Genomic DNA, 13,757 nt, shown 5'->3' on the forward strand with positions numbered 1-13,757 from the left:
ATATTGCCCGTCCAATGCGCTGTCACGTCCCTACGGCTAAACTGGTTAATGCTGGAGATGAGTTCGCAATCGGCTCCGGCCCATCGCCATTCCGGCGCCCCGTCGCTGGCCTATAATCTTGCCGGCATTGCCGTTTTGGTGCTGCTGCTGGCCGTTGGCGCGGCCTATCTGGTCGACGAACTGGGGCGCACCAGCCGCGCCCCAGCCCCATCGCTCGATGATGCCGATCCGATTCTGCAGACCATTTCCGGGCGCGAACTGTCCATCCCCTCCACCTGGTTCCGCTATGGCGAGCAGATCCGCAACGGCTTCACCAACCAGATCGACCTGCGCATCCTCTATTCACCCGAAGGGGCCGAGGCGGCGATGCCGGTCGACATAACGCTGCTGCCCCGCAGCCGCGCGCGTGCCAGCGCTGCTCTGCTGGACCGAGTCTATGTGCATCAATTCGGTGAGGATACCCTTGGCGGCGTGTCGGGCCTGGTGGGCAAGCCCATGCTGGCGAGCAATGGGTATGCCGGCGAAAGCGTCTGGTATGACGCCCTCTCGCCCAATCCCTTCGTCGCCAAATGCGTGGAGCCCGTGGCCCCCGAAGGGGTCGCGCAATGTGTCCGGACCGCCTACCTGCCCAGTGGCATCGCGGCGGTCTACACCTTCAGCGCGACCGCCCTGCAATCCTGGCGCCAGTTCGATACCGAAATGGAGCGCTGGCTGGGTCACATCGGGGCCTGGTGAGCTGCCCAACACGCGCCGTCTTCCCGGGCACCGATATCGCGTCACACCCTGCCGGGCCGACGGAACCAAGCCCCAGCCATTCTCGTTGCGTCATACTGGCGGCGGGCCCACGCCTGGGCGCCAGGTTTGCCACAGGAGGACGAAATGCAGGTCAGGGAAGCAATGCATGCCGGTGTGACTTGGGTCGGACCGGAAACCAGCCTCAGCGAGTTGGCGCGCAAGATGCGCGACGAGGATATCGGCGCCATTCCCATTGGTGAGAACGACCGGCTGATCGGCATGGTGACCGACCGCGATATCGCGCTGCGCGGCCTGGCGGACGGCCGGTCAATAGAAAGCCTGACCGCCCGGGACGTCATGACCGGCCCCATCGTCTATTGCCGCGCCGATGAGGATATCGGGGACGCCATTCGCATCATGGAAGACCGGGCCATTCGCCGGCTGCCGGTCATCGACGAAAACAAGCGCATGGTCGGCATGCTGGCCCTTGGCGACATCGGCGATTTCGCCCCGCGCGACATGTCGGCCGAGGTCATGCAGGCCGTTTCCGCCCACCATGCCTGAAGTCGGCGGCCTGTACCCCCTCCTAACCTCCCCCTGACAGGGGGAGGGACAGATCGAGTTCGGGGCACGATCGAGTAACGGTCACCGCAAGGATCCCTCCCCCTATCAGGGGGAGGCTAGGAGGGTACGCAAAACAAAACTCCGGCCGCAGGCCGACCGCCCCCCAAAAACAAAAATCCCCGCTCTCGCGGGGACCTTCTCAGCTCACTTCATCCAGGTCGATATCCAGGATCGACATGTTGAAGATGTAGGATTTGTCGCCGTCCTCGTCGTCGACATGGATCAGCCCGATCGATTCATCGCCAATGAACACTTCGACGGAATCGTTGAGCTTGGCGCGCGGCCGCACGTCGATATTCCTGTTGTTGAACTTCAGTTGCAGGAACTTCTGCAGCTTGATGATCTCGGGATGGTTCACTGTCGGTGTCCTGCTGATTTGCGTTGAGCCGGCAATCTAGTCACCGCTGCCACGCATACAACCCCTGAATATGGCCATTTTAGCGGTGACAACCCGCTCGGCGGGCTTGCCGGCTGGCTAAGCCAACCGCGTCATCTGCCGGCCTTGCCGGGTCAGCGGGCGTTGAGGTCGTGCACCAGCACCATCTGGTCCATCACCAGCGCTGGCTGCGCACAGCCGGCTTCGCCGATCACCTTGGCCGGAACGCCGGCTACGGTAACCCGCCGCGGCACGTCCTTGAGCACCACCGATCCCGCGCCAATGCGCGAGCAGTCGCCGACAATGATATTGCCCAGGACCTTGGCCCCTGCCCCGATCAGCACGCCATTGCCGATCTTGGGATGGCGGTCCTGGTCCGACTTGCCGGTGCCGCCCAGCGTCACGTTCTGCAGCATTGAGACATTGTCGCCCACCACGGCAGTTTCGCCGATCACCAGCCCCGTGCCATGGTCCAGCATGATGCCCTTGCCCATCGGCACGGCGGGATTGATGTCCACCTGGAACACCTGGCTGGACCGGCTCTGCAGGTAAAGCGCAAAGTCCCGCCGCCCCGCCTTGAACATGGCATGAGCAAAACGATGCGTCTGGATGGCCTGGTAGCCCTTGAAGAACAGCAACGGCTCGACCGCACGGTGGCAGGCCGGGTCGCGCTCCAGTGTGGCCGCAAGGTCGACGCGCGCTCGCTCGCCGATTTCGGGCGCATCCGCCAGCGTTTCGGCGAAAGCCTGACGAATGAGATCGGCCGACACATCGTCATGGTCGAGGCGCGCCGCGAGGCGGTGCGCCAGCGCCTGCTCGAACGTGTCGTGGTTGAGAATCGCGGAGATGGCCATGTTCGACAGCGACGGCTCGGCCGCCACGATCTGCTGCGCCCCGGCGCGCACGGCGTCCCAGACCGGGTCGATCGCCTTGATCTCCGCTGACTTCCTGACACTGGTGGGCATGGGGCGGCTCCGCTTCATCGAGAAACACCGATATAAGCCATTCTCTACTCCGATACAAAGCCCGGACGCACTGTTTGGTTCACGATTGCCTGTATCAGGCCAACGTCTTGCCCAAAAATTCCAGCGCTGCCGTCTTGAACGCCTTGTCGCCCGTGGCCCGCATGTGGTCCCGCTTGGGGATGACGAAGGCCTCGCCCTGCGGCAGCAATTCGGCCAATGGCTCCGGCGGCCCAGCCATTTCGTCCGCCTCGCCCACCGCCACGAGTACCGGCACAGCGATCCGCCGGACGTCGGCTCGCGCCATCGGCTGCCGCGACGTTTCCATGCAGGCCGCCAGCGCCGCGCGATCAGCACCCGTATGGTCGGCAAAAATGCGGAACTGCCTTGCCGTCGGATGCGTCAGCTCCGCCAGCGAGGGCGCCAGCAGCCCGGCAATGATGTCATTGCCGTCGCTGAGCCCGTTGATCAGGTTCATCCCCATGCCGCCAAAAATGGCGCAGGCGACACGGTCCTCATGCGCATAGGCCATGAAAGCACTTATCCGCGCGCCCATCGAATAGCCTAGAATGACCGCCCGCTCGATGCCCAGATGGTCCAGCAGCGCCACGGCATCCTTGGCCATCAGGGCCGGATAGTAGAGTTCGGGGTCGGTGGGCTTATCGGAATCGCCATGCCCGCGATTGTCCAGCGTGATGGCGCGATAGCCCGCCCGGGTCAGCGTTTCGACCCAGCCGGTTTCGATCCAGTTTACCTTCCCGCTTGAAGCAAACCCGTGAATGCAAAGCACCGGGAAACCTTCGCCAAAGCTCTGGTAGGCAAGGCTTAATCCGTCAGACTGGAACTGCGGCATACAGCGTTTTCCTGCTCTCGATGCTAACAGTGTGTCAGCATTTGGTCACCGGATGCGACCCTTTGGCCAAGGGTGTGTGAACCCTTTCCTTCACTCCGTCCTTGGCATATGGTCCGGCCAAATCAAACAGGTTTATCGCCATGGCACACGGCACCACGCCCCATTTCCACAACACCGAAGGCCTTCGCCAGATCGAAGTCGGATCGAAGGAATTCCAGTGCGTCGGCGCCATGCCCCCGTTTGACCACCCCCATATCTACATCGACATGGGCAAGGACAACGAAGCGGTTTGTCCTTATTGCTCAACCCATTACGTCTTCAATTCGCGTCTGGCCGAAGGCACCGCCAACCCGCTCTCCGCCATTTTCCACGCCGACGCCGCCTAAGCGCGGGCCATGCCCGGCAGCGGCCGCACCTACTATGTCGCCGGCGCAGGAATCGCCGGCCTGACGCTGGCCTTGGCGCTCGCCAAGTTCGGCGCCACAGTGGTCGTGCTCGAACGCAACCCGACCATTTCCGAATTCGGCGCGGGCCTCCAGATCAGCCCTAACGCTCGGAAAATCCTCAACGATCTCGGGCTAGACGACGCCCTGGCCACCTGCAGCCTCGAGCCAACAGGCATCGACATCTACCCCTGGCGCCGCCCCGCACCGCTGGTGACGCTGGAACTCGGCGCCGTCATGCGGCAACGTTTCGGCGCCCCCTATGCCGTGATGCACCGCGCCGATCTCGCCGACGCGCTCTACAAGGCCTGCCGGCGCTTTGCCAATATCGACATCCTGTTCGGCGTCCGCGGCTGGGACGTGGTCTCCCATGCGCGGGGCATCACTGTCTCGATCGACGAGGCCAACGGGCAGTCGCGCACCGGGCGGGGCCATGGCTTCATCGGCGCCGACGGCGTTCACTCCCGCACCCGCACCGAAATTCTCGGCGGCCCTCCAGCCCAGTACCGCCAGCGCGTGGCCTGGCGCGCTTTGGTACCATTTGATTCCGTCGTCGGCCAGATTGCCCTCGACCGCGTCTCCGTGCTCTTCGCGCCAGGCCACCACATGGTCTGCTACCCCTTGCCGCACCGCCGCCAGGTCAATCTTGCCCTCTTCGCCAGGGTCCCCAAAAATCAGACCGAGTTTGGCAGGGACCCTCTCCTGCCCGGAACCCTGAGGCGCAGTCCACGGTTCGACATCCTGCTCACTGCCGCAGGCGACCGATGGTCGGCCTGGCCCCTCTCGACCGTCGAGGCCAAGAGCTGGCACACGGGCAATATCGGCCTGGTGGGAGACGCGGCCCATGCCATGGTGCCTTTCCAGGCGCAGGGCGCGGCCATGGGCATCGAGGACGCCGCCACGCTGGCCCCGCTGCTCATCGCCGAGCCCACTGCCGAAGCGGCCTTCGAGAAATACGAGCAGGCGCGGCAGCGCCGCGTCGAGCTTGTCGCCCGGACATCCGCCACCAATGGCCGCATCTTCCATATGCCGTGGCCGCTGAGTATCGCCCGCAACGCAGTGATTGCCCTGCAGGGCAGTCGTGGGCATCTGCGGCGGCTGGCCTGGCTTTACGCTCACGAAATCCGGCCGGTGTCTCTGCCGGGGAGCGCCGCGTCCGGGGCCGACTAACGGCGCTGCGATGGAACTTTGTCGCGCCCTTCGGTCTTGCGTTGGCAGGCCGGCCTGTGTCAACTGCCCGACACAACGGCGGTCGGTCCGAATTCCAGAGGTTAGCGCCCAAGCATGCAAGCAGCGACCCGCTCACGCCTGACCCTCGCCTGCATCCTGGTGACGATCCTGCTCGATATGATCGGCGTCGGCATCATCGTGCCGGTGCTGCCGGAACTGCTGGAGGACCTGACTGGCGGCAGCATGGCCAATGCGGCGGTCATCGGCGGCTATCTGGTCTTCACCTACGCCTTCATGCAGTTCGTGTTTTCGCCCGTGTTGGGCAACCTCTCCGATCGCTTTGGCCGTCGTCCGGTTCTGCTGGGCTCGCTGCTCGGCCTCACCTTCGACTACCTGATGATGTCGATCGCCCCGGTGGTCTGGTATCTGTTCATCGGCCGCATCATTGCCGGCTGCGCTGGCGCGGCCGTCGCGACCGCCACCGCCTATATGGCCGATATCACGCCGCCCCATAAGCGCACCCAGCGCTTCGGCCTCATCGGTGCCGCATTCGGCCTCGGCTTCATCATCGGCCCGGTGATCGGCGGCGAACTGGGCGAATTCGGCGCCCGCGTGCCCTTCTTTGCGGCAGCAGGTCTGGCCTTCGCCAACTTCCTGTTCGGCCTGCTGGTCCTGCCTGAAAGCCTGCCCAAGCATTCCCGCCGCAAATTCGACATCCGCCGTGCCAATCCGTTCGGCGCCGTCCTTGCCCTCAAGCAGTATCCGGTCGTGCTCTGGTTGCTGGCCGTACTCTTCGCCTTCTCGCTTGCGGCACAGGCCTTGCCGACCGTGTTCAGCTACTTCACCGTGGAAGTGTTCCGCTTCACCTCGTCCAATATCGGCCGCGCCCTGGGCGCCTTCGGCATCGGCTTTGCCATCTGCCAGGCCTTCCTCGTCGGACCTATGGTCAAGCGCGTCGGTGAGCCCCCGGTGGCCATACTGGGCCTGCTCGCCGCCATCGTCGCCTTCGCCGGCGTGGCCTTTACCGACCAGGTGTTCTACCTCTATGTCTTCATCATGATCGGCGCCATCAGCGGCCTGGCCGCCCCCGCCATCAACGGCGTGCTATCGCGCCAGGTGCCCGACAACGCCCAGGGCGAGTTGCAGGGCGCCGTCAACGCCGCCAACTCGCTGGCGACGATTATCGGTCCGCTCGCCGCGACGCAGATCTTCTCCTATTTCACCCACGCGGCCGACTCGCCCGGCTACTTCCCCGGCGCGCCGTTCCTCGCCGCGGCCATCTGCGTCGTGGGGGCCCTCGTGCTGTTCACCTTCGCCGCCTGGCGCTTCGAGCTCGGCCACCGCCCCTCGATCGCCAACAAGCCCCACGTGCCCGACATGCCGCCACCGGGCCAGATTCGTGTTCCGCCCATCGACGAAGATGCCGACAATCCAGATGCAGATCCGCCTCGCCACTGACGCCGACTGGCCCCATCTCTGGGCGATCATCGAGCCGATCATGCGGGAAGGCGAGACCTTCGCCCTGCCCCGCGACGGCACTGAGGCCGTTGCCCGGGCCTATTTCGCCTCGCCCGAAAAGGTCAACTTCGTTGCCGAGGAAGACGGCGTCGTCTTGGGGGCCAGCTACGTCCGTGCCAACCAGCAGGGCGGTGGCAGCCATATTGCCAATTGCGGCTACATGACCGCGCCGGCCGCGCGGGGCCGTGGTATTGCCCGCGCCCTCTGCGCCCATTCCATTGATTATTGCCGCGCCCAGGGCTTCCAGGGCATCCAGTTCAACTTCGTGGTCTCGACCAACGAGGCCGCCGTGCATCTCTGGCAGAGCTTCGGCTTCGACATCCTGGCCCGGCTACCCAAAGCCTTCAACCATCCCCGCCTTGGGCTGGTGGATGCCCTGCTGATGTTCAAGCCGCTCTGAGACGCCGCATCGCCCGGTGGGTTAGCCGGGAATGCCGCTCAGATGTTCATGCACGATCCGCCAACCGTCCGCTTCATGGCGGAGCACGGTTGTCCCGCGTCCGATCCCCGACGCTTCCTGGCCGTTGATCGAGGCCTTCCAATTGAACTGGTAGATGCAGCTTGCCGCCATGTCGCCCACGGCGATCCAGCGCAGCTCGCTTAGCCAGTAGATCTCATCCCCCATACTGGCCCAGGTTCGCTTAAAGGCGCCGCTTATGGCCGCATGTCCCACAAACGAGCCATCGTTGAACCAGAAGACTGCGTCCGCGGCGATCAGCGGCGCGACAGCGTCGAACCGGTGGAGGTTGATCTGGCTCTCATAGAGCTTCAGCAGGTCTTGCGGCGTCATCGCATCGCTCCAAACAAAAGGGCCCCGCGCAGAGGCGGGGCCTTCGACTCGTTGTCAGGTCACGGCTTATTTGCCCAGCGTGCTCGGCCAGGTGCCGTGCAGGTCCGTTCCACGGCCGACGATCTCGAAGCCATGTGCGCCGAAGAAGTCGCGCTGGCCCTGGGTCAGGTTGGCCGTACCCTGCGCCTGGCGGTAACTGTCGAAATAGCTCAGCGCGGCCGAGAGGCAGATCATCGGGAATTCGCCTTGGGCCGCAGCGGCAACCACTTTGCGCAGCGACGGATGGCTGTCCTTCATCAGCGCCACGAAATCAGGCACCACCAGCAGGTTGGCATTGCCACCCTTGGCATAGGCCGCCGACATCTGGTCGAGGAAGCGCGAGCGGATGATGCAGCCAGCGCGCCAGATCTTGGCGATGGTGGCGAGCGGCAGGCTCCAGCCATTCTCCTCGGAGGCCTTGGCGATGACCGCGAAACCCTGGGCATAGCTGACGATCTTGCCGGCCAGCAGCGCCTTTTCGAGATCGGCCAGCGTCACATCCGTCTTGGCGCGGTTGGGCTTGCCATAGATAGCTTCAGCCGCCACGCGCTCATCCTTGCGCGAGGAGATCGAGCGGGCCGCGACGGCGCCCTCGATGGCCGTTGCCGGCACACCCATCTGCTGGGCCACGATAGCGGACCAGACACCGGTGCCCTTCTGGCCGGCCTTGTCGAGGATCAGCTCTACCAGCGGCTTGCCGGTCTGGTCATCGACCGCGGCCAGCACGTGGCCGGTGATTTCGATCAGATAGGAGTTAAGCGGACCCTTGTTCCAATCCTTGAAGACGTCGGCACATTGGGCTGGGCTCATGCCCAATCCGTCGCGCATCACGCCATAGACCTCGGCGATCATCTGCATGTCGCCATATTCAATGCCGTTATGAATGGTCTTGACGAAGTGACCGGCACCACCCTCGCCCAGATAGGCCACGCACGGCTCGCCGTTGAACTTGGCGGCAATGGCGGTCAATACTGGCTCGGCATTGTGCCATTGCGCCTTGGAGCCACCAACCATGATCGAGGGACCATGGCGCGCGCCCTCTTCGCCACCCGATACGCCGACGCCGAGATAGCCGATGCCCTTGGGCTTGAGATAGTCGAAGCGGCGCTGGGTGTCGGTGAACAGGGAGTTGCCGCATTCGATGATGGCGTCTCCCTGCGAGAGGTGCGGCAGCAGCTGTTCGATCATCTCGTCGACCGGCTTGCCGGCCTTGACCATGATGATGATCGAGCGCGGCGCCTTGATGGCCTGGATGAATTCGCTGAGGTCGGCCTTGGGAATGACCTTGCCGTCCAGGCCCTGCCCCTTGGCGGTCGTGACGAACTCGTCGATCTTGGACGCCGTGCGGTTGTGAACGGCGATGGTGTAGCCTTTTTCGGCAATGTTGAGGGCGAGGTTGCTTCCCATCACCGCCAGGCCGATCAGGCCGATATCCGCAGTCGACATACGACAGTCCTTCCGAGGTCTTCGTCTTGAATACATGCGCTACGCGCGGCGGCGACCTGACCACAATCCAGCCGCAGACGGAAGTCGTATTAGCGGAAAAATTGGCCGATTGGCCAGCCTTGTATGGAAGAAACTATTGCCAGCGTAGTGGCGCCTCCCCTAGGGTCCGGCAACGTTTCGGGAGGACGCTCATGCCATCGCCATTCGACCTCAGCGGCAAGCAAGCATTGGTGACGGGATCGAGTCGCGGGCTGGGCTATGCCATGGCAAAAGCCCTCGCCGAAGCCGGTGCATCGGTCGTGCTCAATGCGCGGGACAATGTCGCCCTGGGCGCCGCAGCCGCCGATCTGTCGGCCACCGGCGCTTCCGTCAACGCCGTCGCCTTCGATGTCACCAGCCGCGACAGCATCAACGAAGCGGTGACCTATATCGAGGACCAGCTCGGCCCGATCGACATCCTGGTCAACAACGCCGGCATGCAGTTCCGCTCCAGCCTCGAGGCCTTCCCGCCCGAGAAATTCGACCAGGTTATCGCCACCAACGTGACCTCGGTGTTCAATGTCAGCCAGCCCGTTGCCCGCCACATGATCGCCCGTGGCGCCGGCAAGATCATCAACACGTGCTCGCTGATGTCCGAGCTGGCGCGTCCTTCGATCGCGCCCTACGCGGCCAGCAAGGCCGCTGTCGCCAATCTTACGCGCGGCATGGCGGTCGACTGGGCCCGCCATGGGCTCAACGTCAATGGCATCGCGCCGGGCTATTTCGCCACCGAACTCAACGAAGCCTTGCTCAAGGACGACAAGTTCAACGCCTGGATCGAAACCCGGACGCCCATGGGCCGCTGGGGCCAGCCCGAAGAACTCGGCGGCGCCGTGGTGTTTCTGGCCTCCGAAGCAGCGCGGTTCGTCAACGGCCACATCCTCTATGTCGATGGCGCCTTCACCGCCACGGTGTGATTTCAGGCCGGCGTCTTGGGCGACTTGGGAACAACACCCGAGCAGGTGGTAATGCCCTGGTCGCGCGCGCAGGTTACGTCCAGCCCGGAATCGGTCTTGCAGGTGCCCGCATTGTTGCCATGGGACGTAAAGTCGCCGCCCATGCTGGCGCAATTGCCGGCAAACTGGCCAATATTGAGCTTGGTGGACGTATCGTAGAAATTGTCGACTGCAAACGCCGGCCCGACAGACAGCCCAAGGGCAGCAATGATAGCGAGGGTTTTCATGGCAGTTCTCCGATCCTGCTCGGGACGCCGGCACCATGCCGCCCCCGAACAAGACCATCCTGCCTCGGCTAACCTGCACCGGCGCTGGCCCCGCCATTCAGCCGGTATTCACCGCCACAGCCGCCAGTCCCTGCAAATGAATGGGAGCCATCTTTCATGTCGTCGCTGATCCCCGCCCGCATCATCATCGTCATGGGCGTCAGCTCGTCCGGCAAATCCACGGTCGGTCAATCCATCGCCCGGCGGCTGCATGTGCCGTTTCTCGACGGTGACGGCTACCATCCCGATGCCAATGTCGAAAAGATGCGCGCCGGCATTCCCCTGACCGATGAGGACCGCTGGCCATGGCTGGAGCGGCTTGCGCTGGCCCTCCACGAGGCTGCCGACAAAAAGGGCGCCGCAGTCGGGGCCTGTTCCGCCCTGCGCCGCGTCTACCGCGATTTCCTCACCGAGAAAGCGGGCGAACCGATCCTCTTCGTCTACCTGGAAGGCTCGCGGGAAGTTATCGGCGAGCGCATGGCGAAGCGGAAGCACGAATACATGCCCACCAGCCTTCTCGAAAGTCAGTTCGCCACACTGGAAGTGCCTGACCCGGCGCTCGAGAATGTTCTCGTCGTGCCGGTGATCGACAGCGTCGACAAGATCACCCAGACGGCAATCAAGTCACTCGATCACCTCAAGACCTTCAAGCGCTGGCAATAGGCCGATCAAGCCAGGCCTGACCGCGCGCCGACAGGCGATAGCCGACATCGAGACTCTCGGTCAGCCCCAGCGCCTTGAGCCGGCGCACATTGCTCTTGAACTTGAGCTTTTCGACACCCAGCGTCGCCGCCAGTTCCTGTGCCGAATGGCCGGGGTTCTGAGCGATCAATTCCAGCGTCCGGCGGACCCAGGGCGTGCCGCCGTCCATCCGGCTCAGCGTCTGGCCGATGGCTTGGGCATCCGCATCCGAAAGCGCCGCGCTTTCCCGTAGCGCCACGCGCGGGTCCTCGCCCTCATAGTGCAGGCGAATGCGGTAGAGCGTTCCCTTGCGGTCACCCAGCATGGCGTCGAGATCGTCCCGCCCGTCAAAGCCGGCGCGTTTGAGATCCTCCTGCGTCACCGCGTTCAGCGCGATGACATCCACCGCATCGATCGCCAGCACCCCGGCAGCCGTGGTGAGCGTACCCCCGGTCTTGACCGTCGGCCGAATCCAGCGGCGAAACGCCGTGTCCACCCGCCCTGACCTGATCGCCTCAAAATCGTCTGCGTTGATCAGCATGGGCATTCTCCGTTGGGACAGCGACTATCGGCACGGCAGAACACCGCTCCTGGCCAGGTCATGCGCCACCCATAGCGTTGGAGCGCCGGCCTGTCACGCCGGCGCTCCGTTCATTGCCCTCAATCCGCCTGCCGCTTCGCCCAGGACCGCATCGCGGAGGTGAGATAGTCGGCGAAGCCGGGCTCGATCGCCTCGTAACGGGCGCGGAAGTCCGGGTGCTCGTAGATGTCAGCCAACCCGGCATAGGCCTCGGGCGCGCAATCCCTGCCCCAGGACCGCCCGACCCAGGCGCGGTGCCGCTCGATCATGAGGTCAAGACTAGTCGCCTGCGGCGGTATCCCGCGCCGCAGGCCCTCGGCCAGCCCCTGCTCCACGGCCTCCAGCTCGGCCATCGCGGCCGCTATTTCGTCCTGGCTCATCTCGGACATGGCCTTGCGGCTATGCTCGATCTGCACTTCCATATCGGAGCCATAGTGCTCGACCAGCCAGGCCTCGTACTCCGCCTGCTTCTCGGGCGATACCACGCCCGAATACAAATCCGCGTCCTTCATGGCGCGATCTCCTTTCAGTCTGGCGATCGTGCGGTCGATCGTCTTGACCATCCTGGCGTATCGCTTCGCCTGCTCCTCCAGCCGCTCGCGCTGCTTTTGCAGCGTCGCCAGCTTGTCGAAGCCGGGCGCATCGAGAATGGCTCCGATCTCCGCGAGCGGAATATCGAGCTCCCGATGGATGAGGATCTGCTGCAGGCGCAGCAATTCCTCTTCGCCGTAATAGCGATAGCGATTGTCACCAGTAAACGCGGGCTTCAGCAGGCCGATTTCGTCATAATGATGCAGCGCCCGCACCGAGATGCCGGCAAGCTGCGCTAATTGATTGACGGTATAGGTCTTCATCTGTCCACGCCTCCGCAAGACAGAGCGATAGTCCCTCACGTCGCGTCAGGGTCAACACCTGGAGGTGCGCTGGCGCGCGACAGGCTTGCATTGAAGTAGCGATCGTCATGCGTCACCTCGGCCCCGACCCAGTCGGGGAGTTCCACATGCTGGGCCTCATGCTCCAGTTCGACCTCGGCGATCACCAGCCCCGCATGGCGCCCTTCGAACACATCGACCTCCCAGGTGAGGCCCGCGAAGGGCACGATATGCCGCCGCTTCTGCAGCACATGCGGCTCCGCCATGGCGAGCATTTCCCGCGCGTCTTCTATCGGCACGTCATACTCGTATTCCGCCCGCGACAGGCCGCGCGCTGCACCCTTGATGGTCACCATCGCCTCGCTGTCGTCGCGTGTCCGCACCCGCACGGTCGCCTTGGCATTGGATGAGAGGTAGCCCTGTCGCAACAGCTTGTTTGATGTGACGCCCTGCTTCCAGCTGTCCGAAACCACCAGGAACTTGCGTTCGATCTCCTCGGCCATGGTTCAGCTCCTCCCCGGCAGCAGTGACCAGTATTGTTCGAACCGGTCGAGCAGCTTGGTCGGCTTCTCCGCGGTCAGTTGCCGTCCCAGCTCCAGGGCATCGAATGCCAGCACCGCCTGCCGCTCCGCAATCACCTCCCGAGCCGTGGCGACGGCGTCGTGCGTGGCCAGGGTTTCGTCGAGCACGGCGAGGTTATGGTGATCGCCGAGCATTTCGCCCAAGCGGTCGATGGCGGCCTTGCGTGACCGCAACAGGTCGGGCGCCGTAGGCAGCAGCAGACTCACATGGTGCCAGTGATACTTGCAGTCCTTGCGCCATGCGTGCAGCGCCTCAGCCGTTTGCGCGGCCTCGACGCTCGCCAGCCCATCGCGCATGCGCCGATAGGTGCGCTCGAGGCCATCCCCGATCTGATCGAAGCCCCGCCCCGAGAGCGACCAGTCCTTGGTGCGTTTCCTGGCAGCCTTGAGCAGCGTAGCAAAATCGGCCGGCAAACGGGCCCGCTCCGCTGCCGCCGGCGCCTGGCCAAGTCCGCTTTCCAGCCACTGCATCAGCGCCGCACCATGCTCGGCATCGATGCGCGCACCGCTGTCACGTCTGGCATCGAATGCCAGCACATGGGCAAATGTCTCGACCTGCACTGCCGCGTCGCGCGTGCCCGAGAGCACGTCGGCGGCATCCCCGAATGCCCGGTTCTCCTGCTTCCACTGCTTGAAGTGCGGCTCGATCAGCCGCACAAGGCCACGCAGCTTCTTGCAGCGGCGGCGCAACCCATGCACGAGCTTGCCGAACTCTGCGCCGTCCTGGCCGCATTCCAGCAATGCCTTGTCGATCTGCTCGCGGGCAATGCTGCGCACCTGTCTCTCGATGCCGCCTCGATGGGTGAACTCAAATCCCATGTGCCGC

At 64.1% G+C, this 13,757-nt stretch carries 18 protein-coding genes; 8 read left to right on the forward strand and 10 right to left on the reverse strand.

The features are described from left to right. Nucleotides 1-57: 57 nt before the first annotated feature. Nucleotides 58-735, forward strand: a complete 678-nt coding sequence (locus IH615_RS10360) for a hypothetical protein (protein ID WP_291361790.1) — start codon at nucleotides 58-60, stop codon at nucleotides 733-735. 144 nt (nucleotides 736-879) lie between these two features. Then, nucleotides 880-1,299 (forward strand): CBS domain-containing protein, encoded by a 420-nt coding sequence (locus IH615_RS10365; RefSeq protein ID WP_291361791.1) that lies wholly within the window; start codon nucleotides 880-882, stop codon nucleotides 1,297-1,299. Nucleotides 1,300-1,498: 199 nt separating this feature from the next. On the opposite strand, the gene IH615_RS10370 is transcribed toward IH615_RS10365, so the two are convergent. The 3 genes from IH615_RS10370 to IH615_RS10380 all read right to left on the reverse strand — a co-directional run bounded on the left by IH615_RS10370 (nucleotide 1,499) and on the right by IH615_RS10380 (nucleotide 3,550). Next, the gene (locus tag IH615_RS10370) at nucleotides 1,499-1,717 is read right to left on the reverse strand and encodes a DUF3126 family protein (RefSeq protein WP_240229517.1); all 219 of its coding nucleotides are present in this window, start codon (nucleotides 1,715-1,717) and stop codon (nucleotides 1,499-1,501) included. A 152-nt stretch (nucleotides 1,718-1,869) separates the two neighbouring features. Further along, nucleotides 1,870-2,700 carry a serine O-acetyltransferase gene (gene cysE / locus IH615_RS10375; protein ID WP_291361792.1) on the reverse strand — a complete coding sequence of 277 codons (831 nt, stop codon included), beginning with the start codon at nucleotides 2,698-2,700 and terminating at the stop codon, nucleotides 1,870-1,872. A 94-nt stretch (nucleotides 2,701-2,794) separates the two neighbouring features. Next, complete coding sequence (locus IH615_RS10380) at nucleotides 2,795-3,550, reverse strand: alpha/beta hydrolase (protein ID WP_291361793.1); 756 nt, start codon at nucleotides 3,548-3,550, stop codon at nucleotides 2,795-2,797. Nucleotides 3,551-3,690: 140 nt separating this feature from the next. Between IH615_RS10380 and IH615_RS10385 the strand changes: the two genes are divergently transcribed. The 4 genes from IH615_RS10385 (at nucleotide 3,691) to IH615_RS10400 (ending at nucleotide 7,081) form a co-directional block, all read left to right on the forward strand. Then, nucleotides 3,691-3,936 (forward strand): zinc-finger domain-containing protein, encoded by a 246-nt coding sequence (locus tag IH615_RS10385; RefSeq protein ID WP_291361794.1) that lies wholly within the window; start codon nucleotides 3,691-3,693, stop codon nucleotides 3,934-3,936. 9 nt (nucleotides 3,937-3,945) lie between these two features. Continuing rightward, nucleotides 3,946-5,163: an FAD-dependent monooxygenase gene (locus tag IH615_RS10390; RefSeq protein WP_291361795.1), complete on the forward strand. Its 1,218-nt coding sequence runs from the start codon at nucleotides 3,946-3,948 to the stop codon at nucleotides 5,161-5,163. A gap of 114 nt (nucleotides 5,164-5,277) precedes the next feature. Then, entirely contained in the window at nucleotides 5,278-6,621 is a 1,344-nt protein-coding gene (locus IH615_RS10395) for a TCR/Tet family MFS transporter (RefSeq protein ID WP_291361796.1), read from the forward strand. Beyond that, the gene (locus IH615_RS10400; RefSeq protein ID WP_291361797.1) at nucleotides 6,599-7,081 is read left to right on the forward strand and encodes a GNAT family N-acetyltransferase; all 483 of its coding nucleotides are present in this window, start codon (nucleotides 6,599-6,601) and stop codon (nucleotides 7,079-7,081) included. Before IH615_RS10395 ends, IH615_RS10400 begins: the two co-directional genes overlap by 23 nt. Nucleotides 7,082-7,102: 21 nt before the next feature. Here IH615_RS10400 and IH615_RS10405 read toward each other — a convergent pair whose 3' ends face one another. Both IH615_RS10405 and gndA read right to left on the reverse strand, forming a co-directional pair. Continuing rightward, complete coding sequence (locus tag IH615_RS10405) at nucleotides 7,103-7,471, reverse strand: nuclear transport factor 2 family protein (protein WP_291361798.1); 369 nt, start codon at nucleotides 7,469-7,471, stop codon at nucleotides 7,103-7,105. Nucleotides 7,472-7,537: 66 nt separating this feature from the next. After that, nucleotides 7,538-8,956 carry an NADP-dependent phosphogluconate dehydrogenase gene (gene gndA / locus IH615_RS10410; protein ID WP_291361799.1) on the reverse strand — a complete coding sequence of 473 codons (1,419 nt, stop codon included), beginning with the start codon at nucleotides 8,954-8,956 and terminating at the stop codon, nucleotides 7,538-7,540. A gap of 191 nt (nucleotides 8,957-9,147) precedes the next feature. On the opposite strand from gndA, the gene IH615_RS10415 reads away from it, so the two are divergent. Continuing rightward, a complete protein-coding gene (locus IH615_RS10415; RefSeq protein WP_291361800.1) occupies nucleotides 9,148-9,912 on the forward strand; it encodes a glucose 1-dehydrogenase in 765 nt (254 codons plus the stop codon). Nucleotides 9,913-9,914: 2 nt separating this feature from the next. Here the strand turns inward: IH615_RS10415 and IH615_RS10420 are convergent, their stop codons facing one another. Next, on the reverse strand, nucleotides 9,915-10,178 hold the full coding sequence (locus IH615_RS10420; protein ID WP_291361801.1) for a hypothetical protein: 264 nt from the start codon (nucleotides 10,176-10,178) through the stop codon (nucleotides 9,915-9,917). 156 nt (nucleotides 10,179-10,334) lie between these two features. Here IH615_RS10420 and IH615_RS10425 point away from each other — a divergent pair, with 156 nt between their 5' ends. Further along, a complete protein-coding gene (locus IH615_RS10425; protein ID WP_291361802.1) occupies nucleotides 10,335-10,880 on the forward strand; it encodes a gluconokinase in 546 nt (181 codons plus the stop codon). On the opposite strand, the gene IH615_RS10430 is transcribed toward IH615_RS10425, so the two are convergent. The 4 genes from IH615_RS10430 to IH615_RS10445 all read right to left on the reverse strand — a co-directional run bounded on the left by IH615_RS10430 (nucleotide 10,864) and on the right by IH615_RS10445 (nucleotide 13,750). Continuing rightward, the gene (locus tag IH615_RS10430) at nucleotides 10,864-11,439 is read right to left on the reverse strand and encodes a hypothetical protein (protein WP_291361803.1); all 576 of its coding nucleotides are present in this window, start codon (nucleotides 11,437-11,439) and stop codon (nucleotides 10,864-10,866) included. The two genes, IH615_RS10425 and IH615_RS10430, sit on opposite strands and share 17 nt — an antisense overlap. Before the next feature lie 119 nt (nucleotides 11,440-11,558). Next, nucleotides 11,559-12,332 carry a MerR family transcriptional regulator gene (locus tag IH615_RS10435; RefSeq protein WP_291361804.1) on the reverse strand — a complete coding sequence of 258 codons (774 nt, stop codon included), beginning with the start codon at nucleotides 12,330-12,332 and terminating at the stop codon, nucleotides 11,559-11,561. A 35-nt stretch (nucleotides 12,333-12,367) separates the two neighbouring features. Further along, nucleotides 12,368-12,853: a CYTH domain-containing protein gene (locus IH615_RS10440; protein WP_291361805.1), complete on the reverse strand. Its 486-nt coding sequence runs from the start codon at nucleotides 12,851-12,853 to the stop codon at nucleotides 12,368-12,370. A 3-nt stretch (nucleotides 12,854-12,856) separates the two neighbouring features. Further along, entirely contained in the window at nucleotides 12,857-13,750 is an 894-nt protein-coding gene (locus IH615_RS10445; protein ID WP_291361806.1) for a CHAD domain-containing protein, read from the reverse strand. Nucleotides 13,751-13,757: the final 7 nt, after the last annotated feature.

It is taken from the genome of Devosia sp., assembly GCF_014860165.1.
Lineage (GTDB): Bacteria > Pseudomonadota > Alphaproteobacteria > Rhizobiales > Devosiaceae > Devosia.